The organism is Paraburkholderia sp. DHOC27 (assembly GCF_003429005.1).
Classification (GTDB): domain Bacteria; phylum Pseudomonadota; class Gammaproteobacteria; order Burkholderiales; family Burkholderiaceae; genus Paraburkholderia.
Genome location: NZ_QVQV01000002.1, coordinates 757361 through 772682, shown reverse-complemented (window position 1 = coordinate 772682; position 15322 = coordinate 757361). Strand labels below are relative to the sequence as shown.

The 15322-nt window shown below is 63.7% G+C and carries 12 protein-coding genes; 9 read left to right on the top strand and 3 right to left on the bottom strand.

Features of this window, described 5'->3' with window-relative positions:
• Positions 1-99: 99 nt before the first annotated feature.
• From D0B32_RS11605 to D0B32_RS11565, 9 genes are all read left to right on the top strand, one after another.
• Complete coding sequence (locus tag D0B32_RS11605; RefSeq protein ID WP_259294963.1) at positions 100-1923, top strand: extracellular solute-binding protein; 1824 nt, start codon at positions 100-102, stop codon at positions 1921-1923.
• A gap of 8 nt (positions 1924-1931) precedes the next feature.
• Positions 1932-2984 (top strand): microcin C ABC transporter permease YejB, encoded by a 1053-nt coding sequence (locus D0B32_RS11600; protein ID WP_117334068.1) that lies wholly within the window; start codon positions 1932-1934, stop codon positions 2982-2984.
• The gene (locus tag D0B32_RS11595; protein WP_117334067.1) at positions 2938-4050 is read left to right on the top strand and encodes an ABC transporter permease; all 1113 of its coding nucleotides are present in this window, start codon (positions 2938-2940) and stop codon (positions 4048-4050) included. The genes D0B32_RS11600 and D0B32_RS11595 overlap by 47 nt, the downstream gene beginning before the upstream one ends.
• The gene (locus D0B32_RS11590) at positions 4050-5705 is read left to right on the top strand and encodes an ABC transporter ATP-binding protein (protein WP_117334066.1); all 1656 of its coding nucleotides are present in this window, start codon (positions 4050-4052) and stop codon (positions 5703-5705) included. The genes D0B32_RS11595 and D0B32_RS11590 overlap by 1 nt, the downstream gene beginning before the upstream one ends.
• Entirely contained in the window at positions 5702-7138 is a 1437-nt protein-coding gene (locus D0B32_RS11585) for a TldD/PmbA family protein (protein WP_117334065.1), read from the top strand. Before D0B32_RS11590 ends, D0B32_RS11585 begins: the two co-directional genes overlap by 4 nt.
• Positions 7138-8499, top strand: a complete 1362-nt coding sequence (locus D0B32_RS11580) for a TldD/PmbA family protein (RefSeq protein WP_117334064.1) — start codon at positions 7138-7140, stop codon at positions 8497-8499. The genes D0B32_RS11585 and D0B32_RS11580 overlap by 1 nt, the downstream gene beginning before the upstream one ends.
• Positions 8500-8509: 10 nt before the next feature.
• Positions 8510-9070, top strand: a complete 561-nt coding sequence (locus D0B32_RS11575) for a GNAT family N-acetyltransferase (RefSeq protein ID WP_117334063.1) — start codon at positions 8510-8512, stop codon at positions 9068-9070.
• 63 nt (positions 9071-9133) lie between these two features.
• The gene (locus D0B32_RS11570) at positions 9134-9730 is read left to right on the top strand and encodes a GNAT family N-acetyltransferase (RefSeq protein ID WP_117334062.1); all 597 of its coding nucleotides are present in this window, start codon (positions 9134-9136) and stop codon (positions 9728-9730) included.
• A 21-nt stretch (positions 9731-9751) separates the two neighbouring features.
• A complete protein-coding gene (locus D0B32_RS11565; RefSeq protein ID WP_117334061.1) occupies positions 9752-12997 on the top strand; it encodes a multidrug efflux RND transporter permease subunit in 3246 nt (1081 codons plus the stop codon).
• 192 nt (positions 12998-13189) lie between these two features.
• Here D0B32_RS11565 and D0B32_RS11560 read toward each other — a convergent pair whose 3' ends face one another.
• Genes D0B32_RS11560 through D0B32_RS11550 form a run of 3 tightly spaced genes read right to left on the bottom strand, consistent with a single transcriptional unit; the run spans position 13190 to position 15321 of the window.
• On the bottom strand, positions 13190-14392 hold the full coding sequence (locus tag D0B32_RS11560) for a tetratricopeptide repeat protein (RefSeq protein ID WP_181969790.1): 1203 nt from the start codon (positions 14390-14392) through the stop codon (positions 13190-13192).
• 16 nt (positions 14393-14408) lie between these two features.
• On the bottom strand, positions 14409-14837 hold the full coding sequence (locus tag D0B32_RS11555; protein ID WP_117334059.1) for a biopolymer transporter ExbD: 429 nt from the start codon (positions 14835-14837) through the stop codon (positions 14409-14411).
• 58 nt (positions 14838-14895) lie between these two features.
• Positions 14896-15321 (bottom strand): biopolymer transporter ExbD, encoded by a 426-nt coding sequence (locus tag D0B32_RS11550; RefSeq protein ID WP_117334058.1) that lies wholly within the window; start codon positions 15319-15321, stop codon positions 14896-14898.
• Position 15322 lies beyond the last annotated feature (1 nt).

Below are 15322 nucleotides of genomic sequence, written 5' to 3'. Positions count from 1 at the left end.
CGGTTGCCGGGCGCACCTGGAGCGATTTCATGCGCAACGGCAACACGGCAGGCCGCCACACGCGCCGCCCCGGCGCTGGCTGCCGCACTGCTGGGTGTCATGAGCCTGGCGGTCACGCCGGTTCAGGCAAGCCCCGCGATCGCCCAGTACGATCAGCCCAAATACCCCGCCAGTTTCACGCATTTCGATTATGCGGATCCCGACGCGCCGAACACCGGCACGCTCAACTTCCAGAACTACAACCAGCTCCAGAGCTACGATTCGCTGAATCCGTTTCTGGTGCGTGGCGCGCCCGCGCCGGACATCCAGAATCTGATGTTCGACACGCTGATGCAGCGTAGCTGGGACGAACTGGCCTCCGAATACGCCTTGATTGCCGATGATGTCGAAGTGGCGCCGGACCTGAGCTCCGCGACGTTCCACATCAATCCGGCGGCGCGCTTCTCCAATGGCGATCCGATCACGGCAGACGACGTCAAGTATTCGCTGGACACGCTGAAGAGCCAGCAGGCTTCGCCGCTCTTCAACTCGCAGTTCGCCATCATCAAGAGTGCGACGGTGATCGACAAGGCGACTGTGCGCTTCGATTTCACCCGTGCGGAACGCGACGCGCCGCTGATTGCGGGCGACATCCCCGTGTTCTCGCCGAAGTGGGGCATGACGGCCGACGGCAAGCGCCCGAGCTTCGACCAGATCTCCAACGTGCCGCCCATTTCGAGCGGGGCGTATCTGATCGCGCAGCGCAAGAACGACAAGGATATCGAATACGTTCGTAATCCGAACTACTGGGCAGCGAACCTGCCGTCGCGGCGCGGCATGTTCCGCTTCGACCGGATCCGCTTCAAGCTTTACCTCGACCAGTACACCATGCTGGAAGCGTTCAAGGCGGGCGACGCCGACGTGCGCGTCGAATACTCGGCTACCCAGTGGGCGCGCAAGTACATCGGCAAGAACTTCAAGAATGGGCTGCTGAAGCAGGGCGAATTCGCGGACGGTCCGGCGCAGATGCAAGGCTTCCTGATCAATCTGCGCAAGCCGATGTTCAAGGACGTGCGCGTGCGTCACGCACTGAGCCTCGCGTTCGATTACGACTGGATGAACCGGATGATGTTCTACGGCCAGTATCGTCGCGAGCAAAGCTATTTCGATGCGAGTCCGTTTGCCGCCAAGGGCATGCCGAGCGACAAGGAACTGGCGCTGCTGAATCCGTTGCGCGCCAGCATCCCGCCGGAAACCTTCGGCCCCATGCTGGTTCAGCCCACCACGGTGGCACCGAACTCGCTGCGCGGCAACCTGCGCGAAGCGCGTGACCTGCTGGCGCAAGCCGGCTGGCACTACAAGGACGGTGCACTGCGCGACGACAACGGCAACCCGATGAACATCGAGATCATCGACGACGAGCCGGGCATGGACCGTCTGATTCTGCCGTACATGCAGGCGCTCGGCATGCTGGGCATCCAGGCGCACATGCGTGAAATCGACAGCGCGTTGTACCAGAAGCGGCTCGATAACTTCGAGTACGACATGACCACCTACATCTACAACCCGGTGACCATTCCGGGCGCGGAACTGGAGCGGCGCTTCGGCAGCAAGGCCGCGACGGAAGTGGGTTCGGAGAACTATCCGGGCGTGCAGTCGAAGGCCGTCGACGCGCTGATCCATGACGTGCTGTCGGCGACGACGGTTGCCGATCTGGAAGCAGCGACGCATGCGCTCGATCGCGTGCTGGTCAATTCGTACTATCTCGTGCCGCAGTATTTCGCGCCGAACGCGCGCATCGGCTACAAGAGCACGATGGGTTTCCCCAAGATCGTGCCGGACTCGTATCAGTACGAGGATTGGGTGATCGACTACTGGTGGAAGAAACCGCAGGCCGCGCTCAGCGCAGCCACGCCGGTTTCCAGTCCGTCTGCAGCAAACTGAGGTTCACCATGCTTGCCTATATTCTTAGACGTCTGTTGTTGATGGTGCCGACCTTGATCGGCGTCGTGACCCTTACCTTTGTCGTCACGCAGTTCGTGCCGGGTGGGCCGGTCGAACAGGTGATGACGCAACTCCGCCACGGCGCCAGCCGTGGCGGAGAGGCGGGGTCGGGCGGCGGCGGTTACCACGGCAGCCAGGGCGTCGACCCGCAGCAGCTCGAACAGATCAAGAAGCAGTTTGGCTTCGACAAGCCGCCGCTCACGCGTTACTTCCTGATGATGAAGAACTACGCGACTTTCAATCTCGGGCAGTCGTACTATCAGCACGACAGCGTGTGGGACGTGATCAAGTCCAAGCTGCCGGTGTCCATCACGCTCGGTTTGTGGACCGTGCTGCTCACTTACCTGATATCGGTGCCGCTGGGCATTGCGAAAGCGGTGCGCAACGGCTCGCGCTTCGACACGGTCACCAGCGTGCTGGTGCTGGCCGGTTATGCCATTCCTGGCTTCGTGCTGGGCGTGCTGCTGCTGATGCTGTTCGGCGGCGGCACCTTCTGGCAGGTGTTCCCCATGCGCGGCCTCACCTCGGATAACTTCCAGGACCTGAGCGCCTTCGGCAAGGCACTGGATTACCTGTGGCACATCGTGTTGCCTGTCACCGCTTCGGTGGTGGGCAACTTCGCCATCGTCACCATCCTGACGAAAAACACCTTCCTCGAGGAAATTGGCCGGCAATACGTGCTGACCGCAAGAGCCAAAGGGGCGCCGGAGCGCGACGTGCTGTGGAAGCACGTGCTGCGCAATGCCGCGATTCCGCTGCTGACAGGTCTGCCCGCCGCCTTCGTGGGCGCGTTCCTGAACGGCAACCTGCTGATCGAAACCCTGTTCTCGCTCGACGGCATGGGCCAACTCTCGTACGACTCGGTGATCCGCCGCGATTACCCCGTCGTCCTCGGTTCGCTCTTCCTGTTCACGCTGATCGGTCTCGTAACCAAACTTATTGCTGACGTCTGCTATGTCCTCGTCGACCCCCGCATCCAATTCAACCGCCTGGGCCGCTGATCCGGCGGCGGTCACGCTCGTCGCGTCGGTTTCGCCGTGGCGGCGCACGTGGCTGCGTTTCAAGAGCCAGCGTCTCGGTTACTGGAGCCTGCTGATTTTCGCTGCGCTGTTCGTGATCAGCCTGTTCGGCGAAGTGCTGGCCAACGACCGTCCGCTAATCGTGCGTTACGACGGCCACTACTACTTTCCGATCGTGAAGGACTATCCGGAGACGCTGTTCGGCGGCGACTTCCCGGCCAAGACCAATTACCTCGATCCGTATATCCGCTCGCGTTTCGAAGGTAACGGCAATTTCGCGGTCTATACGCCGAATCACTACCACTACGACACGATCGACTACTTCGCGGCGCATCCGTATCCGGCGCCGCCGTCGGCGAGCAACTGGCTCGGCACGGACCAGTTCGGCCGTGACGTGCTGTCGCGACTGCTGTACGGCTTCCGTTTATCGGTGCTGATGGCCTTCGCGTTGACAGTGTCGGGGGTGGCGATCGGCGTGCTGACGGGCGCCATCCAGGGCTTCTACGGCGGACGCACCGATTTGATCGGCCAGCGCCTGATCGAAATCTGGAGTTCGATGCCGGACCTGTATCTGCTGATCATCTTCGCGTCGATTTTCGAGCCGACGCTTTGGCTGCTCTTCATCCTGCTCTCGATGTTCGGCTGGCTGGTGCTGTCGGACTACGTGCGCGCCGAGTTCCTGCGCAACCGTTCGCTCGACTACGTGAAAGCCGCGCGCACCATGGGTCTGTCGAACTGGCAGATCATGTGGCGTCACGTGCTGCCCAACAGTCTCACGCCGGTCATCACGTTCCTGCCGTTCCGCATGAGCGCGGCGATTCTGTCGCTGACGAGTCTCGACTTCCTCGGCCTCGGCGTTCCGCCGCCGACGCCGAGCCTCGGCGAACTGCTCGCCGAAGGTAAAAACAATCTGGACGCATGGTGGATTTCGATCTCCGCGTTTTCGGCGCTGGTGATCACGCTGCTGTTGCTGACCTTCATGGGCGACGCTTTGCGCAACGCGCTCGACACGCGTGCGAAAGGCTCGGCATTTGGAGGGGGCAAGTAATGAATCAACCTGTAAAGCAGCCCGTGAATCAACCGTTGCTGGAAATCGACCGCTTCTCCGTGCGTTTCGGCGACAAGGTCGCGGTGCAGGACCTGAGCCTTTCCATCGCACGTGGCGAACGCGTCGCGCTGGTCGGCGAATCGGGTTCGGGCAAGAGCGTGACTGCGCTGTCCATCCTGCGGCTCGTCGAACACGCCACTCTGAGCGGGCGCATGCTGCTCGACGGCGAAGACCTGTTGCAGAAAACCGAGCAGCAGATGCGCGGGATTCGCGGCGCCGACGTGGCAATGGTGTTCCAGGAGCCGATGACGGCGCTCAATCCGCTCTATACGGTCGGCAAGCAGATCGCCGAAAGCTTGCGTCTGCATGAAGGCTTGCGCCCGAATGCGGCGCGCGAGCGCGGCATCGAACTGCTGCGCCGTACTGGCATTCCTGAGCCGGAGCGCCGCATCGACAGCTTTCCGCACCAGTTGTCGGGCGGCCAGCGCCAGCGCGCGATGATTGCGATGGCGCTCGCGTGCCGGCCACGTCTGTTGCTGGCCGACGAACCGACCACCGCGCTCGACGTGACTGTGCGCCAGCAGATCGTCGATCTGCTGATCAACCTGCAGGAACAGGAAGCCGCAGAACGCGGTATGGCCGTGCTGTTGATCACGCACGACCTGAATCTGGTGCGCCGTTTCGCGCAGCGCGTGGCGGTGATGGAGAAGGGCGTGCTGGTCGAAACCAACACGACCGAAGCGCTGTTCTCGAATCCGCAACACCCCTATACGCAGCGTCTGCTCGACAGCGAGCCGCAACGCTCGGTGGACGAGGTCGAGGCCGACGCGCGCCGCATTCTCGAAGTGAAGGGTCTGGCCGTCGACTATCACGTGGCCGCCAAGGGCCTGCGTTCGATGTTCGGCAAGTCCACGTTCCGCGCCGTGCACGACGTGGATCTGACCTTGCGACGCGGCGAAACGCTCGGCATCGTGGGCGAATCCGGTTCAGGCAAGTCGACGCTCGCGGCCACCGTACTCGGCTTGCAGCATCCGGCGGAAGGCCTGATCGAGATCGACGGCCTGCCGCTGTCGTCGCTGAAAAACGCGCGGGAGAAACGCGCGCTGTATTCGCGCATGCAGGTGGTGTTTCAGGACCCGTTCGGCTCGCTCTCGCCGCGCATGACGGTGGAGCAGATCATCGGCGAAGGGCTCGCGGTGCATCGCCCGGATATCGACGCCAAAACGCGGCGCGATCGCGTCGGCGCGCTGCTCGAAGAGGTGGGCATGCCGGTCGAGTCGATGCTGCGTTATCCGCATGAATTCTCTGGCGGCCAGCGGCAGCGGATCGCCATTGCACGCGCGCTTGCGGTCGAACCCGAACTGCTGGTGCTCGACGAGCCGACCAGTGCGCTCGACGTGTCGATCCAGAAACAGGTGTTGAACCTGTTGACCAATCTGCAGAAGAAATACAAGCTGAGCTATCTGTTCATCACCCACGACCTGGCGGTGATGAAAGCGATGGCGCATCGCGTGATCGTCATGAAGTCCGGGCGTATCGTGGAAGCGGGCGATACGATCGACGTCCTGCACGCCCCGTCGCATCCTTATACGCAGTCGTTGCTGGCTTCGTCGATGATGACGCCCGCATCGGACCTTCACGAGAAAATCGCATGATTGACGAACGGTGGGCGCAGGCTGCTCGCACGCTGAAAAGCGGCGCGGATTTCTGGTCGTTGCGCATCGTCGATGAAACCATCGACGATCACGAGGTCCGCAACGACATCGCACAACCGCTGCGCACCGTGCGCGATCGCGGCGCCATGCTGATCGCGTGGGTCGGTGCGGGTGCGGGCTACGCGGCCACCGCCAATCTATCCGCCGCCGGTTTGCAGGCGGCGCTGGACATCGCGACGGCGCGCGCCAAGGCGAGCGCGTCGCTCTCGCTGATCGACCATAGCGTGATCGCGCGTCCGGCCACCAGCGGCGAGTACGTGTCGCCGAATGCGGAACACGCATTGCCGAGCCGCCGCGAATGGCTGGAGCGTCTCGCGCACGAATGCGCCGCCGCCAATCTCGACGCGCGCATCGTCGAGCGCACGGCCAGCGTGCAGCTCACGCAGACCGATCAGTTTTACATCACCGGCGACGGTGTGCGTATCGACCAGCGCTTCCGTTTCGTGATGCCGCAATTGAGCGTCGCCGCGCATGCCGATGGCGACACCCAGGTGCGCACGCTCAACGGCAACTACGGCACGCTCGCGCAGGGCGGTATCGAAGTGCTCGCACGTTACGGTTTCGACGGTGCCGGCGCACGCATCGCCGATGAAGCGCTGCAATTGCTGGCGGCGCCGAATTGCCCTTCCGGCAAGCGCGATCTGCTGCTGATGCCCGACCAGATGATGTTGCAGATTCACGAGTCGATCGGCCATCCGCTGGAGCTCGACCGTATTCTTGGCGACGAGCGTAATTTCGCGGGCTGGAGTTTCGTGAAGCCGGAGATGTTCGGCCACTACCGCTACGGCTCGGACCTGCTCAACGTCACGTTCGACCCTGAACTGCGTGAAGAAGCAGCCGCGTATGCGTTCGACGACGACGGCACGGTAGCGAAGAAGCAGTATCTGATTCGCGACGGCGTGCTGGAACGGCCGCTTGGCGGCGCGCTCTCGCAACAGCGCGCGCATCTGCCGGGTGTGGCCAATTCGCGGGCGTCCAACTGGAACCGTCCGCCGATCGACCGGATGGCGAATCTGAACATAGAACCGGGCACGCGCACGCTCGACGAGATGATCGGCAATATCGAGCACGGCATTCTGATGCGCACCAACACGTCGTGGTCGATCGACGACCATCGCAACAAATTCCAGTTCGGCTGCGAGTTCGGTCAACTGATCGAAAACGGCAAGCTCACCCAGGTGGTGAAGCAGCCGAACTATCGCGGCATCTCGGCGAATTTCTGGCGCAGTCTCTCCGCTGTGGGCGATGCCAGCACCCGCCAGGTGTTCGGCACGCCGATGTGCGGCAAGGGCGAACCGGCACAGGTGATTCGCGTCGGCCACGCGTCGCCGGCCTGCGTGTTCAGCAACATCGACGTGTTCGGAGGCGCATGATGAGCGAGCCTACGGTGGTACAGAGCGCGGCGTCGCTGGACTGGCATCGGCACTTCCTGCTGCTTGCAGACGAGGTGGAGCGCACGCAACACGGTGCGGAAATCACGCTGCTGTCGTTTTCCGCCGAGCAATCCGATTTCATCCGTTTCAACGCGGGCAAGGTGCGGCAGATCGGTCAGGTGTCGCAGGGCAAGCTGACCTTGCGTCTGATCGACGGCGCGCGGCAGGCCTATTCGACGCTGACGGTATGCGGCGACGCCGGCGCGGATCTGCAGGAAGTGACCAGCGCGCTGGTCACCCTGCGCGAAGCGTTGCGCGATGCCGCGGACGATCCGCATCTGCTGTTCGACACCTCGCAATGGGAGCGCTCGACGCGCCGCGCCGGCAAGGTGCCGCAGCCGCAGGCGCTGGTACGCACGGTGGCGGAATGCGCAAAAGGCCTCGATTTCGTGGGCTTTTATGCGGGCGGCACCATCGTGCGCGGCTTTGCGTCCACGCAGGGCAGCCGCGGCTGGTACGAAGTCAGCAACTTCAATTTCAGCTGGTCGCTGTACGACCCGAGCGGTCGCGCGATCAAGACGACGTACGCGGGCGACCACTGGAGCGATGCCACCTTCGCCCGCAAGGTCGAGCAGGCCGCCGCGCGTATGCCGGTGCTGGCAATGCAGCCACGCACGCTGACGCCGGGACGCTATCGTTCGTATCTTGCGCCTGGCGCGCTCGAAGAATTGCTGGGCACGGCGTCATGGGGCGGTTTTTCGGCGCGCTCGCAAGCCACCTCGCGCAGCGCGTTGTACAAGCTGCATGCGGGTGAAGTCGCACTGGACCCACGTGTCACGTTGACCGAAGACCTTGGTCTCGGCATCACGCCGGGCTTCAACGACGACGGCTATCTGCGCGCCAGCGTGCCGCTGGTGCAGGACGGGCGCAGCGTCGAACGTCTGACCAATGCCCGCAGTGCGCGTGAATATGGTTTGCAGCCGAACGGCGCGCTGGACAGCGAAGTGCCGGCGGCGTTGTCGATGGAAGGCGGCGACCTCGCCGAAGACGACATCCTCGCGCAGCTCGACACCGGCCTGTACGTGGGCAATCTCTGGTACGTGAATTTCTCGGACCGCATGAATTGCCGCCTGACCGGCATGACGCGTTTCGCCACCTTCTGGGTCGAGCACGGCAAGATCGTGGCGCCGGTCGAGGCCATGCGTTTCGACGACAGCCTGTACGGCCTGTTGGGCGATCAACTGGAGCGGCTCACGGCGCAGCCCGAACTGTTGCTGAGCGACTCCACCTGGGGCGAGCGCGCCACGGGCGGCATGCATCTGCCGGGTCTGCTGGTGCGCGGGTTCGAACTGACACTTTGAGTGAACGGAGCTGAACATAACAACAACAGCGTCATCTGAGAGCGTTACGCTACGCGCGCTGCGTGTGGCGGATGCTGAACAGCTTCACGCGCTGGAGCAACAGGCCGCCATGCTGCACGGCAATCCGGTCGAACCGTACCGGACCTTGACCGAAACGCGCGCGTGGCTGGAAAAAATTGCCGCTCCGGACCTCGCCATTGCGGCGGTGGCCGGCGATATACTGGTCGGCTTCGGCGTACTGCGCGCCGGCAAGGCGCGCCGCGCCCACACGGCGCGGCTTGCGCTGGGCGTCCATGAGCAGTGGCACAGGCAAGGTATCGGCCGCGCGCTGATGGCCGAACTGCTGGATCTGACCGACAACTGGCTCGGTTTGCGCCGGGTCGAGCTCAATGTGTTCACCGACAACGAGCCGGCCATTGCGCTCTACCGCGCATGCGGTTTCGAAGTAGAAGTCCTGCAGCGCGGCGCGGTGTTACGCGACGGCGTGCTGATTGATTGCTATCTGATGGCACGGTTGCGTGAACCGATGCCATATGCCGCGTTGGCGACTCCGGCAACGTTGGCAACCTGAGCAACGTGGACCAACGTGACGTTGGAGACGGCGTCGGCAGTGGACGCAACGGACTACAAAATAATGAGCACCAGCAGGTTTGAGAGAGAGACACCCGCAGCGGACGCGAACGCGCCGCGCATCGTCGTGCGCGCCTGCGAGCCGTCCGACATGGCCGCGGTCGCCGAGATCATGAATCAGCCAGGCGTGCGCCGTGGCACGCTGACGCTCGGTCATCGCACCAAAGAAAGCATGACCGCCTGGTTCACCAGGCTACCGCACGGTGGCGTCGTGCTGTGCGCCGAGCTGGATGGCCGTGTGGTGGCTCACGCCGGTCTCGCGGTGGCGCCGCCGCGCCGCGCGCATAGCGCGGAAATCGGCATTTCCGTGCACGACGCTTATCAGGGACGCGGCGTGGGCCGCGCGCTGTTCGGCGCGCTGGTCGCGCACGCGGATCGCTCGCTGGGACTGCGCCGTATCGAACTCACCGTGTTTACCGACAACGCCGCCGCGATCGCGCTGTATCGCAGTTTCGGGTTCGTCGAAGAAGGGCGCTCGCGCGGTTTTGCCATGCGCGACGGCATGCTCGCCGACGCCTTGCATATGGCGCGTCTCGTCGATGCCCCGGCGCTCGCGCCGACGCACGTGGCCGCGCGTGCGCCGGCCGCGGCACCGCACTGATTGCACTGACAGGACGCCCGCGTGCCTTCATTTTTTATCGATCGCCCGGTCTTCGCATGGATCGTTGCGCTCGCCATCATCGTGGCGGGCGCGCTGGCGATTCCGCAACTGCCGGTCGCGCAATACCCGCGTCTCGCGCCGCCGCGCATCGTGATCGTCGCGAGCTATCCGGGTGCCGCCACGGAAGTGGTCGACGGCAACGTGGGCAGCATCATCGAAGAAAGTCTCGATGGCGCCGACGGCATGCTGTACTACGAGACCAGCAGCGACGGCCAGGGCAATCTCGAGATCGACGCCACCTTCTCGCCGAGCACCAATCCCGACATCGCGATGGTCGACGTGCAGAACCGCTTGAAGCAGATCGAGCCGCGTCTGCCGCAGCAGGTGGTGCAGAACGGCATCAGCGTGTTCAAGGCGTCCAACACGTTCCTGATGCTGGTGGCGCTGACCTCCACGGACGGCGCGCGCGATTCCACCGAACTCTCCAACTACCTGAACCGCTACGTGATGCGCGAGCTGAAGCGCGCACCGGGCGTGGGCTCGGCGCAGCTGTGGGACTCCGACGAAGCGCTGCGCATCTGGCTCGATCCGATGAAGCTGCGCGAGTACGGCCTCGCTGCCGGCGACGTGAACGCGGCCATCATGGCGCAGAACGCCTCCGTGACGGCGGGCACACTTGGCGATGCACCCGCCGTGCCGGGTCAGCAGATGACCGCGTCGGTGAGCGTGAAGGGGCAACTGATCTCGCCCGAGGAATTCGGCCAGATCGTACTGAAGGCGAAACAGGATGGTTCCGCCGTGCGGCTGCGCGACGTGGCGCGCGTCGAGCTGGGCCGCGACGACTACTCGTTCTGGTCGCGTCTGAACGGCCGGCCCTCGGCAACCGTCGGCGTTCAGCTCGGACCGCGCGGCAATGCGCTGGAGACTTCGAACGCGATTCGCGCGCGGCTCGCCGAGTTGTCGAAGAGCTTGCCGCCGGGCGTCGAGATCGAGATTCCTTTCGACACCGCCCACTTCGTGAAGATCGCCATCAAGGAAGTGGTGATCACGCTGGTCGAAGCAGTGGTGCTGGTGTTCTTCGTGATGTGGCTGTTCCTGCGCGATCTGCGTTACACGCTGGTGCCGACGGTGGTGATTCCGGTCACGCTGATGGGTGCGTTTCTCGCGTTGCTCGCGTTCGGTTTGTCGATCAACGTGTTCACGATGTTCGGTCTCGTGCTCGCCATCGGCATTCTGGTGGACGACGCCATCGTGGTGGTGGAGAGTGTGCACCGCGTGATGGAAGAGGAGGGCCTGCCGCCACGCGAAGCGACCCGCAAGGCGATGTCGCAGATCGGCAGCGCGATCGTAGGCGTGACGGCGGTGCTGACGGCCGTGTTCGTGCCGATGGCGTTTTTCCCGGGCAGCGTGGGCGGCATTTACCGTCAGTTCTCCGTGGCGATGATTGCCTCGATGCTGGTGTCCTCCTTCATGGCGCTTTCGCTGACGCCCGCACTCTGCGCGAACCTGCTCAAACCGACCGGCACGACACCACGGCAGCGCGATGCACGCCGTGGCATTCGCGGTATCGCTGCGCGTGCCGCCTCGAAGTTTTCGGATGGTTTCGATAGCGCCTCGCACGGCTACCGCTGGCTCACCACGCGCACGGTGCAGCGCATCGCGCCGGTGCTCGCGGTGTACGTCGTGCTGGTGGCGTTCTGCGGCGTGCTGTACTGGCGCATGCCGGGCGGTTTCCTGCCCACGGAAGATCAAGGGCAGTTGCAGGTGATGATCCAGTTGCCCGCCGGGTCGACCCAGGCGCGCACGCTGGGCGTGATCAAACGCGTCGAGCAGATCCTGCACCGGCATCCGGAAATCGCCCACGTCACGAGCCTGATTGGCTGGAGCTTTCAGGGCACGGGCCAGAACGTCGGCATGGCGTTCGTGGAACTGAAGGACTGGGACGCGCGCAAGCTGAGTGCGATGCAGTTGCAGGACCAGTTGAACAGCGAGTTCGGGGTGATCCTCGATGGCCGGGTGGACGCGCAATTGCCGCCCTCGGTGCCAGGTGTGGGCCACTCGGATGGCTTCGTGTTTCGTCTCGAAGATCGCGGCGGTGTGGGGCTCGATGCGTTGAAAGCCGCGCGTGAAGCGTTGTTTGCGAAGGCCAAAACCGACCCGGTGCTCGCCGATGTGCACTCCGAAGATCTGCCGGACGCACCCCGCATCGAACTCACCATCGACCGCGTGAAGGCGTATGCGCTGGGTGTGTCGTTCGACAAACTATCGGACCTGCTCGGCAGCACGTTCGGTTCGACCTACGTGGACGACTTCCCGTCGAGCGGGCAGATGCGCCGCGTGGTGGTGGAGGGCGATGCGTCGACGCGCATGACCGACGACGAACTGATGGCGCTGTCCGTCGAAAACAACGTTGGCACGATGGTGCCGTTGTCCGCGATTGCGTCGAGCAAGTGGACCGTGGGGCCGGTGGCGCTGAACCGCTACAACGGTTATCCGTCGCTCGACGTGAGCGGCCGGGCGGCGCGCGACTACAGCTCGGGCGCCGCGATGCGGGAGATGGAACGCCTCGCCAACGCGACCTTGCCCACGGGCGTTTCTTATGACTGGGTGGATGCCGCGCGCGAGGAAACCGTCGCGGAGCAGCAGACGCCGCTCCTGATCGGCCTGTCGCTGCTCGCCGTGTTCATGGCGCTTGCTGCGCTCTACGAAAGCTGGACGATTCCATTCGCGGTGCTGATGGTCGTGCCGCTCGGCGTGATCGGTGCAGTGGCGGCGGTGTTGATGCGCGGCATGCCAAACGACGTCTACTTCAAGGTGGGCATGATCACGGTGATCGGCCTGTCGGCGAAGAACGCGATCCTGATCGTGCAGTTCGCCCGCGATCTGCACGCACGCGGCGCGCCGCTGAGCCGCGCGGTGATCGACGCAGCGGGGGCACGCTTCAGACCGATCGTGATGACCTCCGCGGCGTTTCTGCTGGGCGTGGCGCCGCTGGTGGTGTCGAGCGGTGCGGGGGCGGAGAGCCGCCGCTCGATCGGCACGGGCGTGTTCGGCGGCGTGCTGGCGGCGACCCTGCTGGGCCTCGTGTTCGCGCCGGTGGCGTTCCATGCGGTGGTGTCGTTGACGCGTGGGAGGCGGAGGGCGGCAGGTGGTTCGGCTGCCGCGGCATCGTCTGCGTCTTCGGCGGGAGCGGCGCGGCATGGTGGAGAGCGTGGCGATGGTCACGCTGGGAAGACGCCATCGGATCGGGAGATGGAGCCGCGGTGAGGGTGGGGCGGGGCAAAGGGTAGGGCGCCTCGCACACCGTACACCGCAGCGGACGCCGCAGCACATCGTAAAACCCCCGCTCCAAAAACAATCGCGCCGCAGACAAAGACCTAAACAAAGTCCCCATCTACGGCGCGAAATTCCAGCTACAGCCTGCTAATACTCGATCTACTCAATCAAACGGCTACCCGCTTACTTCGAAGCCACCAGAATCCACAGCCTTGCCAGATCAGCCGAGCCATCGTCACCCTTGACGGCCTTGAACGCCTGAATCGCCTTGGCCTTCTGTCCGGCTACGAAATACGCCTCGCCCAGATGCAGTTGCGCCTGGTCGGGGTGATCGAGACCACCCTTGGCGATCAGCGCTTCCATCGTCGCCAGCCCCTGTTGAGCCTGGCCAGCGAACACCTGGTTGAAGGCTGCGTCGAACGGAGGAATCGGCACGCCGTTGCTGTCGACCGTGCTCGTCGCACGCTTGTCAGCCAGCGCCTGCAGACGCTTCTCGCGATCCGCGCCGGCATCGTGACCGAGCACGCCGGACGTGAAGCCCTGATCGATTACCTGCTTGCCTTCGACAGTGGTACCCGCAACGATGGCCAGCTGCGTCATCTGCATGTAGTCGTCAGCCGTCGTCAGCGAACCGGTAGCACGGCGCAGACGATAGGTGTCGATGTCCAGTGCCGACGAGTAACCCGGCTTGCTGCGAATCGCCGCGAACAGGTCATCCCAGTACGACTGCTTCGGATGGAACGCCACCAGCTTTTCGAGCGCGCCGCGATACGTAGCGGAATCGTGCGAACGCTGTGCGCAGGTGCCCAGCAGTTGCAGTTGCGATTCGTCCGGTGCATGACCGGCCTTCGCCTGTGCATCCACCGTAGGCTTGAGCAGGTTCACGACGTTCGTGCAATCGTTCGACAGGTAGTACGACTGGACCAGCAGCGTGTGCATGTCCGGATCCGTGCCACCCGCCTTGGCGTAACGCTGTGCCGTCTTGATCGCCGCCGGATAGTTCTTCTGCTGGAAGTAGATGCCTGCGAGGGCAGCAGCGGTGTGCTGCTCGTCGGCGCCCGTCAGCTTGCCGGAAGACAGCAAGGTTTCGTACGCCTGGGCAGCTACCGCGTTGTCGCCCGCGGCGATGGCGGCTGCGCCGCGCATCTCTTCCACCATATAGCTTTCATACGGCGTCTTGTTCGGCACTGCCGCGGCCTGCGAGATCTTGCCCAGCGCGCCCTGGTAGTTATGCGCGCGGTACAGGGTCTGTGCGTCGTTGAGCGGCTTGGCGATTTCCGGGCGCAGCGTGTCGGCAGCGTGTGACGCAACCGGCAGCATGGCGAGGGCAGAGAGCCCCCCGAAAGCGGCCGCCAGCACGGCACGCTTGAACCGTTGATGGATCATTAGCACTCTCACATCCTTATTGCATGTACTGCTCGTTGCCGATCAGACCGATCTTGGTGGCGCCGATGCGCTGCGCCGAAGCCAGCACGGCAGCGACATCCTTGTACGGCACCAGCTTGTTCGGCAGCAGATGAATCTCGGCCTGCACGGGCTCGGCTGCCACCTGTTGCAGGTGCGAGTCGAGTGCGGCGTGATCGGCCAGAGGCTGACCGTTCCACATCATCGTGCCGTCGAAGTCGATATCGATCTGCACCACTTCCGGCTGCACCGCCGGAGGAGGGGGGTTACCCACCGGCAAATTCATCTTGATCGCGTGCGTCTGGATCGGAATCGTGATGATCAGCATGATCAGCAACACCAGCATCACGTCGATGAGCGGCGTGGTGTTGATGTCGACCATCACATCCGGTTCACCGCCGCTCCCTGAACCTACATTCATTCCCATATTCGGCTCCTGTCGACCGCGGCGGACGCCTCAGCGCCCGCTACGGTCTCATGCAATGCTAGCCTCCGCGCGGCGGCGGCTCAGTGATAAACGACACCTTGGCGATACCCGCGCGCTCGCACGCGGTGATCACACGCCCGATGAACTCGTAGCGCGTGTTCTGGTCGCCACGCACGTTGACTTCCGGTTGCGGTTGCATCACAGACACGGTCTTCAACTGCGTGAGCAGCGTCGCTGCATCCACGTGCTTCTCGTTCCAGAAGAAATCGCCATCCCGGTTGACCGCGATCACGATGCTCTTGGGCGTGGTCTGCAGCGGCTGGACTGCCTCACTCGGCAACTTCACCGGCACCGTGTGCGTAACAACAGGAATCGTGATCAGGAAGATGATCAGCAAAACCAGCATCACATCGACTAGCGGCGTGGTGTTGATGGCGGAGATGACTTCGTCCTCATCCCCCTCTTGCCCAACGCTCATAGCCATG

Coding starts and splice junctions, on each gene's coding strand:
- D0B32_RS11580 (WP_117334064.1), top strand. CDS start 7,138: ATGAGCGAGCCTACGGTGGTACAGAGCGCGGCGTCGCTGGACTGGCAT.
- D0B32_RS11600 (WP_117334068.1), top strand. CDS start 1,932: ATGCTTGCCTATATTCTTAGACGTCTGTTGTTGATGGTGCCGACCTTG.
- D0B32_RS11550 (WP_117334058.1), bottom strand. CDS start 15,321: ATGGCTATGAGCGTTGGGCAAGAGGGGGATGAGGACGAAGTCATCTCC.
- D0B32_RS11570 (WP_117334062.1), top strand. CDS start 9,134: ATGAGCACCAGCAGGTTTGAGAGAGAGACACCCGCAGCGGACGCGAAC.
- D0B32_RS11590 (WP_117334066.1), top strand. CDS start 4,050: ATGAATCAACCTGTAAAGCAGCCCGTGAATCAACCGTTGCTGGAAATC.
- D0B32_RS11585 (WP_117334065.1), top strand. CDS start 5,702: ATGATTGACGAACGGTGGGCGCAGGCTGCTCGCACGCTGAAAAGCGGC.
- D0B32_RS11605 (WP_259294963.1), top strand. CDS start 100: ATGAGCCTGGCGGTCACGCCGGTTCAGGCAAGCCCCGCGATCGCCCAG.
- D0B32_RS11555 (WP_117334059.1), bottom strand. CDS start 14,837: ATGGGAATGAATGTAGGTTCAGGGAGCGGCGGTGAACCGGATGTGATG.
- D0B32_RS11595 (WP_117334067.1), top strand. CDS start 2,938: ATGTCCTCGTCGACCCCCGCATCCAATTCAACCGCCTGGGCCGCTGAT.
- D0B32_RS11560 (WP_181969790.1), bottom strand. CDS start 14,392: ATGATCCATCAACGGTTCAAGCGTGCCGTGCTGGCGGCCGCTTTCGGG.